The following is an 18,662-nucleotide window of genomic DNA, read 5'->3' as shown; positions in this document are numbered from 1 at the left end:
TCTTCCTTTGCGCCCTTAGCGTCCTTCGTGGTTCGTTTTTCATGCTTCTTTCGACAACAGCTTCCCAATCGTGCGATTTTTCGGCGTAAACGTCTCCTTTGCCACCCGCACAATATCAGCCGTCGTCACCGCTGAAATGTCATCCAACTGCTTAAACAAATTCCGCCAAGAGCCAGTTTTCACCTCATATTCCAACAATTGTTGAGCCATGCCCATATTGGAATCGAGAGTACGTAACAAACTCGCCCGTGCTTGGGTTTTCACCCGTTGCAAATCAGCCGCCGCTACAGGCTCAGTTTTTAATTTGTCAATTTCTTGACGTAAAGCCACCGCCAACTCATCAACTGTATGACCAGGAGCTGTGAGAGCATAGAAAAATATCAAGTTTGGGTACTTATCTCCAGGAAATCCACTGTAACCTTGAGCATTTAGCGCCAAACGCTGCTTTTCTACCAAAGACTTATATAGCCGCGATGTGCGCCCATCACTTAATAAACTGCCAATGATTTCATAGACGGCATTATCTGGATGAGTAATCGCCGGACGATGATAACCTTCTAAATACCAGGGTTGTGAAGGTAGCTGTAAAGTAACTTCCCGTGTTTGTTGTTGTGGCGGTTCCACCGGGATTTGTTCAACAGCTTTGGTTTTGGCTTGATAGCGGCCAAAATAAGTTTGCGCCAGTTTTTTCACCTGAGCGGGATTGACATCTCCGACAATAGCGATCGCTATATTACTTGGTACGTAGTGAGTATCAAAAAACTTTTGGACATCTTCTGGTGTCAGATTGCGGATATCTTCGTCATAACCAATCACCGGACGCCTGTAGGGATGGGTTTTGTAAGCAGTATCGACAAACTTTTCCACCATCAATCCAATGGGTGAGTTCTCCACCCGCATCCGTCGTTCTTCTAAAATTACATCTTTCTCTTTATAAAATTCACGACGAATTACCGGATCGAGAAATCGCTCCGATTCCAACGACATCCAAAGTTCTAGCTTATTAGCAGGAAAGCTGTACAAATAACGGGTAGCTTCAGTTGAAGTATTAGCATTTAAACCCACACCTCCCGCTTGTTCGACAATTTGTCCCAATTCGTTTTGCTTGACTAGCTTGGCTGCTTGCGTTTCCACTTGCTCAAACTCAGTTTCTAACCGAGCAACCTCAGCTTTTTTGCCATCGGCTTTCGCTGTTTTAATTTGAGCATTCAACTGCTCTAAGGTATCTAGTAGCGGTTTTTCTTTTTTGTAGTCTTGTGTACCAATGCGCGTTGTGCCTTTAAAAGCCAAATGTTCCAGAAAGTGAGCTACACCAGTTTTACCATCTGGCTCATCCACACCGCCGACATTCGCATAAGTAAGAAAAGAAACCACAGGCGCTTGATGTCGTTCCAAGACAATGAATTTCAAACCATTGTCGAGGCGAAACTCCGTTAATTGCTTAATAACTCGATCTAGATAAGGTTGGATTGAACTTTGAACTGGTGGGGTTTGAGTTTTAGCTTCTTGAGGAGGTGCTGTCTGAGTTTGAGCTAGAGCGACTTCTGGCAGCAATCCCCACGAGAAGATAATTAAAGTCAACAAAGTGACAAACAACCGCCGCAATATGACAGATACTCGATCTGACCAATCTAAAATCCCCAATCTAAAATCTAAAATTGACCGACTCATCTGGTTCATAAGCGAGAATTAAGATAAAGTTACATTACCTAAATAACAGGATACTTAGCAAAAGAGCGTTAATCTTGTATTAAACTTTCAGTGGCTCTTTGCACTTGACATTAGACAATAATGCTACAAGTTTTGTTACGGATATCTAACCATAACTGTTATGCGAGTTTTTAATTCTTCTTTGCCCTCAGAGGTTCAGACGCGCACCCGGATTTTACAGGCAGCGCAACGGTTGTTTGCCTCTCAGGGATTTGACGGTACTACCACCCGCGACTTAGCACAAGCGGCAGGTGTAGCTGAAGGTACTCTATTTCGTCATTTTCCGAATAAAAAAGCAATTTTGGTGGAAGTAGCCACGAGTGGCTGGGTAGAGATTCTTACAGATTTGCTCACAGAATTAAGTGAAATGGGCAGCTATAAAGCCGTCGCTCAGGTGATGCGCCGTCGGATGTGGAATTTCCAAAAAAATGCCGATTTGATGCGTGTTTGTTTTATGGAGGTGCAGTTTCATCCCGATTTACGCGATCGCATTCAATTAGAAGTGATTACCAAAATGACTGATGTGGGCGAAGCATTCTTTCAAACAGCGATGGATAAAGGCATTTATCGTCAAACGGACGCCAAGCTAGTTGCGAAAGTTTTCTTAGGAATGTTTGCGATCGCAGGTTTTTCTAACAACACCCTCATCGAACCTGACGCCTCTCCCCAACAAATGCAGGAAATGGCGGAAGGACTCGCTGATATTTTTCTTAATGGTGTTTTAGCTAAAGAGTGAAGAGTTATGAGTTATGAGTTTTAACTCCTCGCTCCTAACTCCTAACTCCTAACTCCTAACTAATGATTGCTTTAGCTTGCTGACTCCACTGTTGTACTAGCTCAATTGCTGGACACAAATCTCGGCGCTGCATTGTTGCTACTTGCAAGCGCATAATTTGTTGGTGCAATCTGTGAGTGGGAGTTTGAGCTAACTGCACTACAGAACCAATACCTGCATGAAGCAATAAACCACAATATTGTGTCCCGACACTGGGAATACGCGCCAAGTCAGCTAAAGCCATCCATTTATTTACATATTGAAGATGAATCTGTAATTTATTTGCTAACACCAGTCTTGACTCTAAAGTTTTACCTTGTTTGACTAGGGCTACTGTGCTAGTAATCCCACAATTTTGGAGTTGAGATTGTTCTTCGTGGCTCAGTCCAGGTAATTGCTCAATTGGCCAATCACGAGATTGGATTCTAGTTCTACTATCTTTGTGTTTAGCAGACATTTTTGCAATTAAAATATAGGCTTGTTTAAATATTGTGACAGTTGCTTCTTGGCAAAAGTACGCTCTTGCGGTTTAGTGTTTGTATTGACGTGCAATTTTAACTCAATCTTCTGCAATGCGATTGTTTCGCCTGACAATGCGATTGTTTCGCCTGACAATACGATTGTTTCGCCTGACAATGCGATTGTGCGGCGCTATTTTAGGCAGGTAATGCCTATCATATCGGGATAGTCAATGTAATCCTGCCAGAACTCGGAGCCAAATTTCTGTATGCCTTTGGGAGAGACTATTGGATGGTGCCAGCGGATCTCTTTAAAACCAGCACTCATCAAAGCCCATTCATAAGTCGCTTGGCTAAGGTAGTAGTTATCAATACTGATAGACTCACCGTCATCAGGAATGCTCAATGTTAAGGTTATGGGAGTACCTTCCTGGAGCGACTGGGCACATCTCCTAGCAATGCCATATTTCTGATGTTTATGATAAAACTCTGGAAGCAGTTCTAAATTATTGTTCAAACTGACGAATCGACCACCAGGTTTCAGATGAATTGCTATGGCCTGACACATTTTGAGTAGTTGCTCTTTAGTTGAAGCGTAATTCAGCAAGTAGGAGGCTACCACAAGATCGAAGCTGCCAATAGAACCAATTTCCATGACATCACCGATGATATATTCAATTTCAAGTGGAACAGAAGCTTCTTCAAGTCTTGCCAATTTGATCATTTCTGAGGAAATATCCACACCAACCAAACGTGCAGCGCCATTCTGTTTGAGCAATCGTGTGAAAAATCCTTCTCCACAAGCTAGATCGAGGATTGATTTCCCGGCAACATCTCCGATTAAATTTAAGTATGTATATGCCTCACCATACAAGCGATAAGGCAATTTATTAAGTTTTTGAAACTGGAGAGCTATGCTATCATACTCGGCTGCCATTTTTTCACCTCACTTGCTAGTTTTTTATTAAAGGATGTCTGAAAAGTTAAATTCTACGCCTGCCACCTCAACATCAACAGTTCAAGATAAGCGCGTTACGGCTTGTATGGCTAAAAAGATGCGATCGCTTTCTTGAAGTTAAAATGGGCGTAAAGTATCTCTAATTTAGCTAGTATACGGTAGATTGCAGAAGCTCATGACCCAGATTCCGAAAAGCGCAGCCCAGTTGTATGAAACAGACTTTGCAGCATGGACAGAAAAAACTGTACAACTCATTCGTGCTGGACAATTTGGACAAGTAGACTGGGATGCTGTGATTGAGGAGATTGAAAGCTTGGGACGGTCAGAACGACGAGAGTTGAAAAGCCGCTTGGAAGTATTATTACAGCATTTGCTCAAGTGGCAACATCAGTCTAGTTTGCGGAGTGGCTCTTGGCGAAATACTATTGATGAGCAGCGCCACAAAATTGCAGATTTACTGCAAGAGAGTCCCAGCCTCAAGTCTTATTTAGAAGAAGTTTTAGCCCAATGCTATCATCGAGGATTGAAAGCTGCTAGTAATGAAACTGAACTACCAATAAATACGTTTCCAGTGGAATGTCCTTATTCCATTGCCCAAGTTCTTGATGGTGAGTTTTTGCCGGATATTATTGATTTGTAATATTAGGTTGATGCGGTAAATAACTCACCTCGCAAGACAGTTACCGCTTGTCCGGCGAGAAAGACGCGATCGCCACCGTCATAATACACCTTCACCACGCCACCGCGACTAGAGGCTTGATAAGCCAAAAACTCATTTTTGTGCAAGCGATCGCGCCAGAAGGAAGCAAGGCAACAATGAGCCGCTCCTGTCACTGGGTCTTCATTAATACCTAATCCCGGCGCAAAGAAGCGAGAGACGAAATCATATTGAGAATTAGAGTCAGTGAGGCTAGTGACAATGACATCAGAAATCGGTAACGTTTTGAGTAGTTGAAAATTAGGCTGTATTTGTCGCACCAATTCTTCAGATTCTAATTCCACTAAATAACCTAGTGAATTCTGCAAGAGTGATTTGTAGGGTACACCCAAAGCTTGCTTGAGTTCTTCCGGGGCGATCGCTGTTTGTGAGTGATTTACAGGAAAATCCAACTCAATCCAGTCACCTTGTAACTTAGCAATCAGCACTCCACTTTTGGTATAAAAACGTGCAACTTTATCAGGTGACAAATGTCCCTCTGACCAAAGTACATGGGCACTAGCTAAAGTTGCGTGACCACAAAGCGGTACTTCTACCGTGGGCGTAAACCAACGCAGATTAAAGCCATCATCCTGTCTGACTAAAAAAGCTGTTTCAGATAAATTCATCTCCTGCGCTATGTTCTGCATCCAGCACTCATCTTGGGGAGTAGGCAAAACACAGACAGCAGCCGGATTACCTGCGAAAGGTGTATTGGTAAAAGCATCAACTTGAGTAATGATTTGTCCCATTAGAGTCACGTCGCTTCGCTCCGAATTCAAAATTCAAAATTCAAAATTAATGATGCCCATAAATAAATTTAGTTGCTCTGTATCCTTTTCGTTTTCGGTCACTTTGAAAGTTAGACAGCAATATATTTATCAGGAGTGCGTTAGAGATTTATGCATCATAGTATTTTGTCAAGCTAGCTTTGAGGGTTGGTAGTAAAGATTTTAGTGCTTAGAAAATAAGGACTAAAGTCCTTACTACGAACTTGTTTAATGAGAACCACTATATACAGTACCTTAGAAATTAGGAATACAATCTCCAAAAACTAGGGTCAATGTCAAAGCAAAACGGAAATGTGAGGATAAAAATCTTCAGAAGCATCTTTGCTGCTGTCAACTTAGTGCTAATTTCTGGAGGATTAGTTAGCTGTGCTGTTGAGGTACCGCAGCCACCTGCTCCAACTGAGCAAGAAAAACCAGTCCTACAACCTAACCAACAGCCTAACCAGACAAAGCTAAAGGACAAAGATGACGACAAAGATGGCGATCGCAGGGATGATAAAAAAGATGACGATAAAGACGATAACGACTAAATAAAGGCAAAACTATCATCTTTATCTTTTTCTTTGAGTTTACATTTATGCTTATCCCACAAACCTCTACTTCCCTCGGCGATACTTTACGCCACCGACGGCAACAATTAGCCAACCTCATTGATTTTCCAGCAATTCTGTGGTCAGGTAGCAACAATTCGCGCAACTTTCCCGCCAATACCTTTCCGTTTCGTGCTAGCAGTCATTTCCTTTATTTCGCCGGACTGCCATTACCAAAGGCGGCAATTCGTCTAGAAGCGGGTAAGCTAGAACTATTCATCGACGATCCGTCACCCAGTAGCGCCCTTTGGCATGGAGAAATGCCAACGCGCGAAGAAATAGCCGAGAAGATTGGGGCGGATGTGGCTCGACCAATGGCAGAATTAGAGTCTTGGCTAGAAGATGCTGCTACACTTGCTGTCCAAGATGCAGCTACTTGGACGCAGCAATCGCAGCTATTAAATAGATGGGTTTTACCACAAAGTCCTCCCCAAGGAATTGACTTGGAGTTAGCTAAGGCGATCGTTTCTCTCCGCCTCACCCACGATGATGGTGCATTAACCGAGTTGCGAAAAGCTGCGGCTGTCACTGTCAAAGCTCACAAAGCTGGAATGGCAGCAACACTCCAAGCCAAACTAGAAGCAGAAGTTCGGGCAGCGATGGAAGGGGTGATTATTGCCCACAATATGACTACCTCTTACAACAGTATTGTCACCGTTCACGGTGAAGTTTTGCATAACGAGCAGTATCACCATAGTTTGCAACCAGGTGATTTACTGCTTGCCGATGTTGGCGCTGAGACTGAGACTGGTTGGGCAGGTGATGTGACTCGCACGTGGCCAGTTTCGGGTAAGTTTTCATCTACCCAAAGAGATATTTATAATGTGGTGTTGGCAGCCCATGATGCTTGCATTGCCAAAATACAGCCTGGTGTAGAGTATGAGGATATTCATCTGCTAGCGGCAACAGCGATCGCTGAAGGTTTAGTAGAGTTAGGCATTTTACAAGGAAATCCCCAAGATTTAGTAGAAATGGATGCCCACGCGCTGTTTTTTCCTCATGGTATCGGTCATCTACTGGGTTTAGATGTGCATGATATGGAAGATTTGGGCGATTTAGCAGGGTATGAAGAAGGACGTGAAAGGAGCGATCGCTTTGGCTTAAGCTATCTCCGTTTAAATCGTCCCCTGCGTCCAGGAATGTTAGTCACAATTGAGCCTGGTTTTTATCAAGTACCAGCAATTTTAAATGATGCTAATGTCCGTTCAAAATATCAGAATGTGGTGAATTGGCAGCGTTTATCGGAATTTGCCGATGTGCGTGGAATCCGCATTGAAGATGATGTTTTAGTTACTAAAGAAGGCAGCGAAGTTTTAACAGCCGCATTGCCGAATGATGCCGATACTATAGAAAATCTAATTAATAGCTGAGTTGACGCTAAATTTTACCCCACCCTAACCCTCCCCTTGGAAAGGGGAGGGAACCGGAGATCCGATTTCCCGCCTTTGCAAGGGGAGGGAACCGGAGATCCGATTTCCCCCCAATGCATCGGGGGGATTAAGGGGGGTAATAAGTTTTATCATTGCTCTAAACCCAGGTGATTTTGTAACGCTTGGCGCATCACTTCTACAGGCAAAGTTTCCGGCTGCAACCAGATTTTTAATGCTGCTACCCCTTGTTGAACTAGCATTTCTAATCCATCGATCGCAATTGCGCCTTGTTTTTGTGCCTGCTGGAGAAATTGCGTTGGTTGAGGAATATATATTAAATCGTAAGCGATCGCACCTGTTGGTAAATTCGCTATTTCTTCTACACTCAAAGGCGATTCATCGACTTTGGGATACATCCCAATCGGAGTCGTATTTACCAGCAGATTTGCTTGGGGAATTAGCTTTGGTAATTCTTCCCATTGATGAACCTGGAATTTATCAGCCAGGGATGAATTGCTCCAACTATTGCGGAATTCCTGTAATCTCTGCATATTACGCCCAACAACATGAATTTGGGCAAAACCTAGCTGAGTACAACCTGCTACAACTGCTCTGGCTGCACCACCATTGCCTAAAATTACTGCTACTTTCTGACTCCAATCTTGTTTATATGTTGTCTGTAAAGGGGCGATAAATCCTTCTATATCTGTATTTGTGCCTACCCATTGGTTATTTTGGCGGCTAACAGTATTCACGGCTTTGATAGTTTGAGCCAGGGGCGTAATTTCTGAGAGTAGGGGAATGATTGCCTGTTTGTGAGGTATTGTCACATTAAATCCGACAACCCCAACAGCAGCAAAACCTGCGATCGCTACTTCTAAATTTTGTGGTTCGATCGGAAAAGGCAGATAAATGTAATCTAATCCTAATTGTGCGATCGCAGCATTATGCATCACCGGCGACAGCGAATGCTCCACCGGATGTCCAATTACCCCTAGTAGTTTAGTTTTGCCTGTAATTTCTTTTGTCATTTGTCATTTGTCATTTGTCATTTATCCCCCCTGCTCCTCACTCCCCACTCTTCAGCTAGCCTACAATTATTAAAAGCTCCTTAACATTTCTTTGAATCATGCAGGCAACTACCGCCCCCTCTACAACTCCAATTCCTGGTAAATATTGGCAGTGGCGCGGGCACAACGTTTACTACGTGCGTGCGGGAGAGAAGCAAACCCAACGTCCGCCCTTACTTTTGGTACATGGATTTGGTGCTTCTACAGACCACTGGCGCAAGAATATCACAGGATTGTGTCAATATTTTGAAGTATTTGCGATCGACCTTTTGGGCTTCGGGCGATCGGCAAAACCAAAATTGCAGTATAGTGGCGACTTGTGGCGCGACCAACTTCATGATTTTATCAGCGAAGTGATTGGTCAAAAAGCAGTATTAGCAGGTAATTCCCTTGGTGGTTATGCTTGCTTGTGTGTTGCGTCACAACGTCCCGACAGTGCAGCTGGTTTAGTCTTGCTCAATAGTGCCGGGCCTTTTAGCGAAAACCAGCCAACATCTGAACCGGAAGCTTTGCAAAGCGAAATTCAGCCACCCAAAAAACCCTCTTCTTTAGAGAAACTTTTGGGTGACTCAGTTAAATGGATGTTTCAACAACCTTTAGCTCAGTTTGTGTTATTTCAATATGTACGACAACGTTGGGTAATTCGCCAAACTTTAGAAAAGGTATACCTTGATAAAAGTGCAGTTACAGATCAATTGGTAGAAGAAATTTCTCGTCCTGCTTTTGATCCGGGTGCGTTGGATGTATTTGTTTCAGTTTTTAGCAGTCCTCAAGGGGAAAAAGTTGATGTACTACTAAAGCAATTAACTTGTTCTTTATTGATGTTATGGGGAGAAGCCGATCCGTGGATGAATGCTAGAGAACGTTCTCAAAAGTTTCGTCAATATTGTCCTCAACTTACAGAGCATTTTTTAACAGCAGGTCATTGCCCTCACGACGAAGTACCCGATAAAGTAAACCAACTTTTACGCGATTGGGTTTTGTAAAGGTTAATACAGTTCAGAATGAGCAACAAAACCCTCATGTAGAAACGCGATTTATCGCGTCTTGAAAAACCAATTATCTACACGAATAACCCTTAACCCAAGCGTATTGGATTAAAGGTTTGTAGTAAGCGTCTGGAGGCGCTTACTACGAACAAACTTATTTAAAAACGTAAGATTTAATTTCTTGCTCTATTTGGTCACTAATAATTTCAGTTCCCATACCGATTTTATCGAGGTTAACCCTCACAAAATTTGTTTTGTCTTCTTTTGTAAACTTTTTATCATTATCTGAATCTTTAATAATTTTTATAAAAATTGCATTTTGACTTGGAACAACAACCCAACTGATTATTCGAGTATTATTTGGGGTAATTTGCTGGAGGTTCTTACCTGATAAATCAGAAAGATAGCCAATAGTCGCATCTTCGCTGTTAAGTTTTTTATCTGTATTTGTATCTTGGTCAATGATTTTATATAACCAAACTCTTGTAGTGGACTTGTCTGCCACTTTTACCTCCAATAAATCGAAGGAGGTGATAATGGCTTTTTTATTTAATAACAGATGAGCTTCACTACCTTGCTTTTGATAAAAAATGATGTTATACAATTGATTATTTCTTTCATTTTCATAAGAACGTGAAAGGCTTAAATCAATTCCTTTATCTTCATTTTGCTCTGCAATACTAACAGGAATCATCAGATAATCTGATTGTTCTTTAATAATTAAATCGCCATAGATAAGATTTGGTTGTGGCTTCGGTTTCTCAGTTGCTTTTGCCTGTTCTGCATTTCTACTAACAGAAGACTTACACGAAAAAGAAAGGGCAGCTACAATCATAGCTGTAGTAATCTTATTTAAAAAGCGATACTTTTTCATCAAATTCTCCTAGCAGGATATGTTGCTGTCCTATTTTATTCCCTGCTAGAAAATTAGCTATAGTCTAATACGCTTCAATACAGTTCAGTTAAACCTAAAAATTATACTGATGCAGGTTGGAGAGCCACTGCGTTGGGCGGCTCTGCCGACTTGTTCGCCTTTGGCGTTCCCGCAGGGTAGCAAGTGGCGTTTGAGGAACGAAACCCACCATTATCGAGAAAATCATATTACAATAAAATGCCAAAAACCTGGTCGAGGTTGACCAGGTTTTATCGAGTTTACAGGTTTCAAATTTTAAACTAATTAACTAACTGAAGGTTAATAACTAGGGTGGATTAAAAAACTAACAAACTCAGCACTCTTGCGTTTTTCCGCTTTAGGATTTGGCTTTGCCTTCTACATTAGGCTTTTTGCCACTTGTATCACATTTGATATGCTGAAATTTGCTTGGGCTGATGACAAGGGGACACTAAGTCATTGACCCTTTTTGTTTGGTTTTATTTTGTTTGGTGTCCTACTATCTAAATTATCACTTAATTTGTGAGTTGCAACCCTTGGTTTACTAAAGTTGACGTTTTGTTAGATTTTGCAATCTAGAGCCATAAATTTGATCCCCAACCGTATTTTAAAGAAAGTTTAAGGGATCTTGGATAGATTAAGCATAGTAACCAAACTACATTGTCATCAATCCCACATAATCTGATTGTCATCCAGATGGTCGGTGACAATACGTCCAATAGCATCAATTTCTGCCAATTCGGCTGTGGAAAGCTTGATTTGGGCGGCTAATGCATTGAAAGAGTGCTTGTTCGGGATAACGCCCTCCAGCGATGTCTGGCGACAAGCCGCTAAGACGCGTCTACGCATTTGTTTGAGGTTGAGCAATTAAACAGGCTAAAGCTAACTGAGCAAGGGTACAATTATGAAGAAGGGCTATAGGACGCAGTTTTTCTAGCGCTTGTTGGGCACGTTCAAAGTTTTCGCCTTGAAACAGTTTATTTTTAGCATGGTTATCTGTTGGGTCAAATTTATGACCGAGAGCAAATCTTCCTGTTAAAAACCCCTGTGCTAAAGGCGAATAAGCGCAGTATCAATTGTCGTGATCCCAGCTTCATAAACGGCTCGAATAGTTTTATTCGAGTCAGCATCCTCAATTCCTACCCACATTCTTTTACCAGCTTGCAAAGTTCCCATGAGGATGGGTGTGATTTTGACTTCACTTGTACCTAGCGTTCGCTTTTCCATAACTGCTTCCTAATTCATTACCTTGGACAGGTTCATACTTTATCAGTCTTAGCTTCAAATTAAATCAGAGTTACAGTAGATGCCGATGGAATTGACTACAACTTTTCATGCTCTCAAAGAATGGGCAGTTGCCATAAATGCCTTGGAAAGTGGCAAAACAATTATGTTGCTCCGCAAAGGCGGTATCCACGAACGAAATGGACATTTCCAAGTTGCCCACAAGCAAATTTTGCTTTACCCTACTTATGAACATCAACAAGCTTTCATGCTGAAAGCTGAATACGCCAATAATGTCTATCCAGTAACATCAGGCTGGCATCCTGAAACTGTTCGCATTGGCAGTTGGGCTGAAATTACAGATATTTTGCCAGTAAGTGACGAGTCTATTGTCAACACCTTACTTCCCTTCCATATTTGGAACGAGCATTTTATTAGCGATCGCCTCAAATGGAAAGCACGTCAACCCCTTTATATTCTCCTTCTGCGGACATATAAACTACCCCAAGAGCAAGAAATTCCCTATTACGCTAAATACGCTGGCTGCAAGTCATGGATTGATTTAGATCGATCTATTCACTTGCAAACAGCACAACCAATTTTATCTAACTTTGCATACACCCAACTAGTAGAGACAATTCGCGAGATTGTCGGCGATAAGTTGTATGCTCCATCCTTCTAATAACCCAACTTGTTGCCCAAATCCCCGACTTTTTAAAGAAGTCGGGGATTTAAATTTAGCTTATAGATAAATACGAAATTGTTTCTCGTCATCAAACGGACGATTGTATACAACAAGCATCAAAATAGATTTTATATTGTTTGCTCATAATGTTTAATCAACGGAACTTTATAACTAACTTCCAGAATCTGCGCTTATATATGTAAGCAGAAAAACAAATAGTCCAATTGCTAACCTCAGGCAAAATAGTAGTTATTGTTACACACGATCGCAAAAAACGCGGATAACATGAGAAAAATCTCACCCAACAAACAAGGTGAGGCAAAACTGTTTATCTTTATGTCCCGTTAGCAGCTGTCTTCCAGGCTATGAGTTGTTAAGCAATTATCCCGCAGTGGATAGAACTTAATTACATTTTGTCTAAAGTATTAGGCAAAAATTATCCCCAAGGGTGATAATTAGCTTGACAAAATTCAGTTACTATGCATCATTAACTAAAAGCAAAGGAGTTTGCAATGCATCGACAAATGTGCTGGTTATCTAAGTCTGGTGGCGACGGAGAGAAAATTTTGTATTTGCAGACAGAACCCAATCAACCCTGGCGTCCCTACACAGCTTTTGGACATTTTGCAGTCCCAGATTATCAAATACCAGGTGGTTCTAAAGGTTGGGCAACTTATCAAAAACTTTTGAAAGCAGGTTGGACACTAGTACCTAGCGCACGGGCAAATGAGTTTGGCAGCAGCAGCTACGCAGAATCAACAATCCAAAATCAATAGTTATTGGTCATTTGTCATTTGTCATTTGTCATTAGTTATTCTTTGCGTCTCTGCGTCTGGCTCACAAACCTCTGGGGGAACCTTCACCGCGAGGATCGGCGGCTCCTTCTAAAGTTCCATCAGATGTAACAGCGATCGCGTTACCATTACCCCAAGGAGTAGTTTCCTTTATTTTGTGTCCCCGTCTGCGTAAATCTTGCAAAGTCAGAGCATCCAAGCCCCAGGATTCAACGCGCAACTCATCTGGCAGCCATTGATGATGTATGCGTGGAACAGAAACAGCCGCACCAACATCCATGTTGTATTCCAGCACATTCAGGATTACTTGCAAAACCTGGGTGATGATAGTGCTACCTCCAGGCGCGCCCGCTGCCATCCGAAAATGACCATTTTCTGTAACAATTGTGGGAGTCATGCTGGATAAGGGAGTTTTGCGGGGTGCAATGCTGTTGGCATCATTACCAACTAAACCAAAAGCATTAGGCACTCCTGGCGCAGCAGCAAAATCATCCATCTCATTGTTGAGAACAATTCCAGTTCCCGGTGTCACGACACCAGCACCAAAAATGAGGTTAATCGTGAAAGTCAGACTTACGGCGTTGTGTTGTTCATCCACAACATTCAGATGAGTGGTTTGGAGAGATTCATGCGGAAGACAAGGGGATGAGGCAGGGGAAGTAGGGGGAGATGAGGGAAGACGTAGACATTTTGAATTTAAATCTACTGGCTTGACTTCGGTGGAGGGTCGAGCCATTTGCATATTAATTTCTTGACGGCGTTTTTTGGCGTAAGCTGGACTGAGCAGCTCTTGTACAGGGACTTTGACAAAATCAGGATCGCCTAAATATTTTGAGCGATCGCTGTAAGCAATCTTCATTGCTTCTACCATTAAATGTATCGCGTCTGGATGATGCCATCCTAAAGATTTTAAATCAGTGTCACCGATAATATTTAAAATCTGCAATAGGTGAACGCCTCCTGATGATGGTGGTGGCATTGAGCAAATTTTAGCTTTGCGAAAGTTTCCACAAACGGGAGTGCGCCAAATTGGTTTATAGGCTTTCAGGTCTTCGAGAGTAATTAAACCACCATTTTTTACCATATCAGAAGCGATCGCACGAGCAATATTTCCGGTGTAAAAACTTTGGGGATTTTCGGCAATTGCTGTTAAAGTGCGTGCCAAATCACGCTGCACCAGTTTCTCCCCTGGTTGGTAAAATTCACCATTACGAGTGAAAATTTCCCGCGCTGCTGGATTATTGAGAATTGCTTGCTGGCGCTGGTTAAGCCTCTGAGTTAGCACATTGCCAAGAATAAAGCCATCTTTAGCGAGTGCGATCGCAGGTTTCATTACCTCTTGCCAAGAAAGCTTACCATAACGACGATGCACTTCATAAAGTCCTGCTACCGTTCCTGGTGTCGCTACTGCCAAATAACCATTAATACTTGCATTCGGACGCACCTTTCCTGCTGCATCTAAATACATATTTCTTGTAGCTTTCAGGGGTGCGCGTTCGCGGAAATCTAGCGCTTTTATGTCGCCAGTTTTCTCAGAGTGCATCAGCAAAAATCCACCGCCACCGATTCCCGCCGAAAAAGGCTCAACTACAGAAAGTGCAAAGGTTGTGGCTACAGCTGCATCCACTGCATTACCCCCTTTGCGTAACATCAAAATTCCTGCTTCACTTGCTAGGGGATGGGCTGAAACCACCATTCCCTTCTTACTGCGTAGGGGTAAAGTTAAAGCAGCTGATGCAACTTGGCTGTAAAGCAAGATGGTGAAAGAAAAGATTACGCTCGCAACTCGCTTGGGTTTAGCAACAGTAAGCATTTTATACCATTCCTCAGAAAAACTTATACATATTTAGCATATTGGTGTACTTAATTTATCAGATTTTGATTACTATTGTTTGCGTAGCTTGCCACCGTAGGCATCGCTCTCCTACCATTGGTGTCAACTTAAGCTAAAACCCTTTTCAAACCTCGTTTCCAGCAAGAGGCTGGAAATGCACATCATTGGGCTGTTGCCGCAAGTCTTGAGGCGGCAGCCCCAAGGACGGCATTCCCAGTTGGAGCAGGGGAACGAGACAACGAGACAATATCTAAAAGCTGGTTATATATAACCTGGCTTTCACGTTAAGTTGACACCAATACTCTCCTACCCCCCGCTTGAACGGTTACAAATATGAAGAGTATGCAAAGATTTTTTCAAAAGATAGACATCGAAATAAATATTCGATATTTAGTTATTGTTGGGTTATTTTGATGTTTCCTATTTTCCAGATAGAAATTCCAGGGCGATGCCTACGGCGGCAAGCTACGCTGACAACGAATGCATAAAGATTTCCTGTTTTATGCTGTCTCAAGTGTTCCCTATTTTGAAACTAGTAAGACTTATGCGTTGACAAACCAACTAAATTTTGTACAGTGCTTAAGACTTAGATAGTCCTCAATACTGGGATAAGTCATGTTTGCAAGTGAATTAAAGAGGAAATCTTTAATGAACAATTTGCGACTCTATCTAAAGACTGAATAAAGTATGCCGAAAGCTTCAACTTTTGGCAAATTATTTGTGCCATCAAACAGCACTAACTCGATTATTGACAACTGAAGTTACTCCAAAAATCGATTCAGGTAGGAAAAACTTATGGCAATTATCATTGGAACCAGCGGTAACGATACCCTACAGGGCGCTTCCGATCCTTTCTATGAAACCCAAACCACCGTAACTGGTGGCGGTGGCAAGGATATATTTGCTTACAGTAGTGAAATAGGTTTCTATATCAGTGTAATAAATGATTTTAGTGGAGTAGGTAAAGGAACAAACCCCACAGCAGCAGTCATTGCTGAAGTGGATACCCTAAATTTCCAGAACAATAGTGGCTTCACTGCCCAAAACTTGATCCTCACCCAGAATGGTAACAACCTGCAAATCAACTTTCAAGGGTCTACCTTTCGCAAAATCATTTTGGAAAACTTTGCCCTAGAAACCCTGGATAACCTCACCAAATCTACTGGAGCCACTGTAGATTTGGGCAATATTCTGTTTTATGGGCAAACTACCATCACCGACAGCTTTGATGTCTTCGATGCTAACTCCACCCAAAGCACTGTCTTTAAAAAAAACACAGTCACCTTCCTAAACGACCTAGACAACAATGTTAGTGGATTTGACAATTCCAATGATGTCATCAATGGTCAAGGGGGTGATGACATTATTGAAGGCTTAAGTGGCAATGACATTTTGAGGGGTGGTGCGGGTAATAATACCCTCAACGGTGGTGTTGGTGACGACTCTTTGGATGCTGACTCCCCCTCAAGCAATAATCTGCTTAATGGTGGCGATGGCCATGATTCTCTAACAGCCTCTGGCAACTACAAGTACTTCGCCTATTACGGCGGAAATGTCGACGATCGCTCTTTAGGCAATAATACCCTCAACGGTGGTGTTGGTAACGATACATTGGATGCTAGCGGTTCATTCGGCGATAACCTCTTAGATGGAGGCGATGGCAATGATTCTCTCTCCATCTCTGGGAGTGAAAGCAGTGAGGAGTACACAGCGGATAACTCTCGCTCACATGGCGATAACACCCTCAACGGTGGTGCTGGTGATGATACCTTAAGCGCTAGTGGATCATCAGGCGATAACCTGCTTTTTGGAGGCGATGGCAATGATTTTCTAGATATCTCTGGTTATGTTTACCAATATTTTGACTCCTACTTCGACTCTCGCTCATCTGGCAAGAACCTCCTCTCTGGGGGCGATGGCAATGATACTCTAACAGCCTCTGGTGCCACTGGTAATAACACCCTCAACGGTGGTATTGGCGATGATAGCCTTACAGGTGGTGGTGGTAAGGATAGCCTCACAGGCGGCGGTGGTAAGGATAAATTTGTTTACAAAGGCTTAAGCAACGACACGACTAATACTCTCAGAGACATCGACACGATTAATACTGGCACTCATACAATTGCCGATTTTACTGGAGTAGGTAAAGGAACAAACCCCACAGCAGCAATCATAGCCGAAGTGGATACTCTGATATTCCAGGACAATAGTGGCTTCACTGCCAAGAATTTGCTTCTCACCCAGAATGGTACAAGTTTGTCAATCAGCTTTCAAGGGTATGGTAATACCAGATTCATCCTGGAAAATTTTGCTCTGGAAAAACTGGATAACCTCACCAAATCTGCTGGAGCCACCGTAGATTTAGGTAATATTCTGTTTTATGGGCAAACTACCATCACCGACAGCTTTGATGTCTTCGATGCTAACTCCACCCAAAGCACTGTCTTTAAAAAAAACACAGTCACCTTCCTAAACGACCTATCTAACAATGTTAGTGGATTTGACAATTCCAATGATGTGATCAATGGTCAAGGGGGTGATGACATTATTGAAGGCTTAAGTGGCAATGACCTTTTGAGGGGTGGCGATGGCAATGATACTCTCAATGGTGGCGATGGCAATGATACTCTCAATGATGATATCGGCAATAACACCCTCAATGGCGGGAATGGCGATGATTCTTTAAATTTCTACTCCCTATCGACGTTAGTGAGTCAAACAGTAGACGGGGGAACAGGTAACGACACCTTGTCTTTGAGTTATAGCAGTGCTACCACCGGAATTACTTCAACTTTTGATGCGACTACTAACATTGGAGTAATTTCTACGACGGCGGACACAACAGTGTTTAGCTACAAGAATATCGAACAATTAAATATCACAGGTACAGACTACGATGATTATGTTCTGGGAAGCAATGGTAATGATACGCTTCGCTTAGGCAATGGTAACGATACAATAGATGGCGGCGCTGGTGAAGATTTCTTGGATATTAGTCTTTCAACAGGAAATCACCTCCTCAATGGAGGCGATGGCAATGATTTTTTACGCGCCTGGAGTTACTTTTACGACGAATTCGGAAATTATGTTGTGGGTAGCACCTCTGGCGATAACACCCTCAACGGTGGTGCTGGTAACGATACATTGGATATTTACGGTTCAACAGATAATTATCTATTAGATGGGGGCGATGGTAATGATTTTCTCTATACCCGTTATTTCACCACCTCTGGTGATAACACCCTCAACGGTGGTGTTGGTAACGATACATTGGATGCTGACAGTTCAACAGGCAATAATCTATTAGATGGGGGCGATGGTAATGATTCCCTGATAGGCTCTTCTGACTCAGATAATAACACCCTCGAAGGTGGCAATGGGGATGATACCCTCAGAAGTGATTATGGCGATGCTATCCTCTTCGGTGGCAACGGTAATGATTGGCTCTTTGGAGAAGGTGGTACTGATACCTTTGCTTTCAATAGTTTCGATGAAGGTCTTGATTTGATACGTGACTTCGATGCCATTAATGAACCTAATGAACTAATTCAGGTGTCGGCTGCTGGTTTTGGTGGCGGTTTATCAGCAGGTGTACTTAAAGCAAGTCAGTTTACACTTGGAGAATCTGCAACCACTAGTACCCAGCGATTTATTTATAACTCCACTACAGGTGCATTGTTCTTTGACCAGGATGGTAGTGCAGGCGCATTTACTCAGGTACAATTTGCCGGATTATCTGCTGGGTTGTCACTAACGAACAACAATTTTGTGGTTGTTTAATTATTATCCTCCATGTAATGCGATCGCCAATATCTAGAATGTGAG

Annotated in this window: 15 protein-coding genes and 1 pseudogene; 8 read left to right on the top strand and 8 right to left on the bottom strand. The window is 42.4% G+C overall.

All coding sequences use genetic code 11. The annotated features are described in order from the left end of the window. Window positions 1–39 precede the first annotated feature (39 nt). Complete coding sequence (locus tag HWQ40_RS29235) at window positions 40–1,671, bottom strand: pitrilysin family protein (protein WP_292785174.1); 1,632 nt, start codon at window positions 1,669–1,671, stop codon at window positions 40–42. A gap of 160 nt (window positions 1,672–1,831) precedes the next feature. Between HWQ40_RS29235 and HWQ40_RS29230 the strand changes: the two genes are divergently transcribed. Next, window positions 1,832–2,446 carry a TetR/AcrR family transcriptional regulator gene (locus tag HWQ40_RS29230; protein WP_292785172.1) on the top strand — a complete coding sequence of 205 codons (615 nt, stop codon included), beginning with the start codon at window positions 1,832–1,834 and terminating at the stop codon, window positions 2,444–2,446. A 55-nt stretch (window positions 2,447–2,501) separates the two neighbouring features. On the opposite strand, the gene HWQ40_RS29225 is transcribed toward HWQ40_RS29230, so the two are convergent. After that, window positions 2,502–2,942: a DUF4332 domain-containing protein gene (locus tag HWQ40_RS29225; RefSeq protein WP_292785170.1), complete on the bottom strand. Its 441-nt coding sequence runs from the start codon at window positions 2,940–2,942 to the stop codon at window positions 2,502–2,504. A gap of 194 nt (window positions 2,943–3,136) precedes the next feature. Beyond that, a complete protein-coding gene (locus tag HWQ40_RS29220; protein WP_292785168.1) occupies window positions 3,137–3,880 on the bottom strand; it encodes a class I SAM-dependent methyltransferase in 744 nt (247 codons plus the stop codon). 196 nt (window positions 3,881–4,076) lie between these two features. On the opposite strand from HWQ40_RS29220, the gene HWQ40_RS29215 reads away from it, so the two are divergent. After that, window positions 4,077–4,541, top strand: a complete 465-nt coding sequence (locus tag HWQ40_RS29215) for a DUF29 domain-containing protein (protein WP_292785166.1) — start codon at window positions 4,077–4,079, stop codon at window positions 4,539–4,541. 2 nt (window positions 4,542–4,543) lie between these two features. On the opposite strand, the gene HWQ40_RS29210 is transcribed toward HWQ40_RS29215, so the two are convergent. After that, entirely contained in the window at window positions 4,544–5,350 is an 807-nt protein-coding gene (locus tag HWQ40_RS29210; protein WP_292785164.1) for a PhzF family phenazine biosynthesis protein, read from the bottom strand. A 311-nt stretch (window positions 5,351–5,661) separates the two neighbouring features. Here HWQ40_RS29210 and HWQ40_RS29205 point away from each other — a divergent pair, with 311 nt between their 5' ends. Beyond that, window positions 5,662–5,919: a hypothetical protein gene (locus HWQ40_RS29205; RefSeq protein ID WP_292785162.1), complete on the top strand. Its 258-nt coding sequence runs from the start codon at window positions 5,662–5,664 to the stop codon at window positions 5,917–5,919. 47 nt (window positions 5,920–5,966) lie between these two features. Continuing rightward, entirely contained in the window at window positions 5,967–7,349 is a 1,383-nt protein-coding gene (locus tag HWQ40_RS29200) for an aminopeptidase P family protein (RefSeq protein WP_292785160.1), read from the top strand. A 149-nt stretch (window positions 7,350–7,498) separates the two neighbouring features. Here the strand turns inward: HWQ40_RS29200 and HWQ40_RS29195 are convergent, their stop codons facing one another. Then, on the bottom strand, window positions 7,499–8,380 hold the full coding sequence (locus tag HWQ40_RS29195) for a shikimate dehydrogenase (protein WP_292785158.1): 882 nt from the start codon (window positions 8,378–8,380) through the stop codon (window positions 7,499–7,501). Between the two features lie 98 nt (window positions 8,381–8,478). On the opposite strand from HWQ40_RS29195, the gene HWQ40_RS29190 reads away from it, so the two are divergent. After that, complete coding sequence (locus HWQ40_RS29190) at window positions 8,479–9,405, top strand: alpha/beta fold hydrolase (RefSeq protein WP_292785156.1); 927 nt, start codon at window positions 8,479–8,481, stop codon at window positions 9,403–9,405. Window positions 9,406–9,562: 157 nt separating this feature from the next. On the opposite strand, the gene HWQ40_RS29185 is transcribed toward HWQ40_RS29190, so the two are convergent. Both HWQ40_RS29185 and HWQ40_RS29180 read right to left on the bottom strand, forming a co-directional pair. Next, entirely contained in the window at window positions 9,563–10,282 is a 720-nt protein-coding gene (locus tag HWQ40_RS29185) for a hypothetical protein (protein ID WP_292785155.1), read from the bottom strand. A 684-nt stretch (window positions 10,283–10,966) separates the two neighbouring features. After that, a pseudogene (locus HWQ40_RS29180) lies at window positions 10,967–11,527 on the bottom strand (aldo/keto reductase). A gap of 79 nt (window positions 11,528–11,606) precedes the next feature. Here HWQ40_RS29180 and HWQ40_RS29175 point away from each other — a divergent pair. Together HWQ40_RS29175 and HWQ40_RS29170 are read left to right on the top strand one after the other, a co-directional pair. After that, window positions 11,607–12,206 carry a DUF1802 family protein gene (locus tag HWQ40_RS29175; protein ID WP_292785153.1) on the top strand — a complete coding sequence of 200 codons (600 nt, stop codon included), beginning with the start codon at window positions 11,607–11,609 and terminating at the stop codon, window positions 12,204–12,206. A 515-nt stretch (window positions 12,207–12,721) separates the two neighbouring features. Further along, window positions 12,722–12,985 carry a hypothetical protein gene (locus HWQ40_RS29170; protein WP_292785151.1) on the top strand — a complete coding sequence of 88 codons (264 nt, stop codon included), beginning with the start codon at window positions 12,722–12,724 and terminating at the stop codon, window positions 12,983–12,985. Between the two features lie 61 nt (window positions 12,986–13,046). Here HWQ40_RS29170 and ggt read toward each other — a convergent pair whose 3' ends face one another. Beyond that, window positions 13,047–14,816 carry a gamma-glutamyltransferase gene (gene ggt / locus HWQ40_RS29165; RefSeq protein ID WP_292785149.1) on the bottom strand — a complete coding sequence of 590 codons (1,770 nt, stop codon included), beginning with the start codon at window positions 14,814–14,816 and terminating at the stop codon, window positions 13,047–13,049. Between the two features lie 816 nt (window positions 14,817–15,632). Here ggt and HWQ40_RS29160 point away from each other — a divergent pair. Then, entirely contained in the window at window positions 15,633–18,617 is a 2,985-nt protein-coding gene (locus HWQ40_RS29160; RefSeq protein ID WP_292785147.1) for a calcium-binding protein, read from the top strand. The last annotated feature ends 45 nt before the right edge of the window (window positions 18,618–18,662 follow it).

The sequence above is a fragment of the Nostoc sp. NMS9 genome (genome assembly GCF_017114995.1).
Taxonomy (GTDB): domain Bacteria; phylum Cyanobacteriota; class Cyanobacteriia; order Cyanobacteriales; family Nostocaceae; genus Nostoc.
This window is presented reverse-complemented; position numbering and strand designations above follow the sequence as displayed.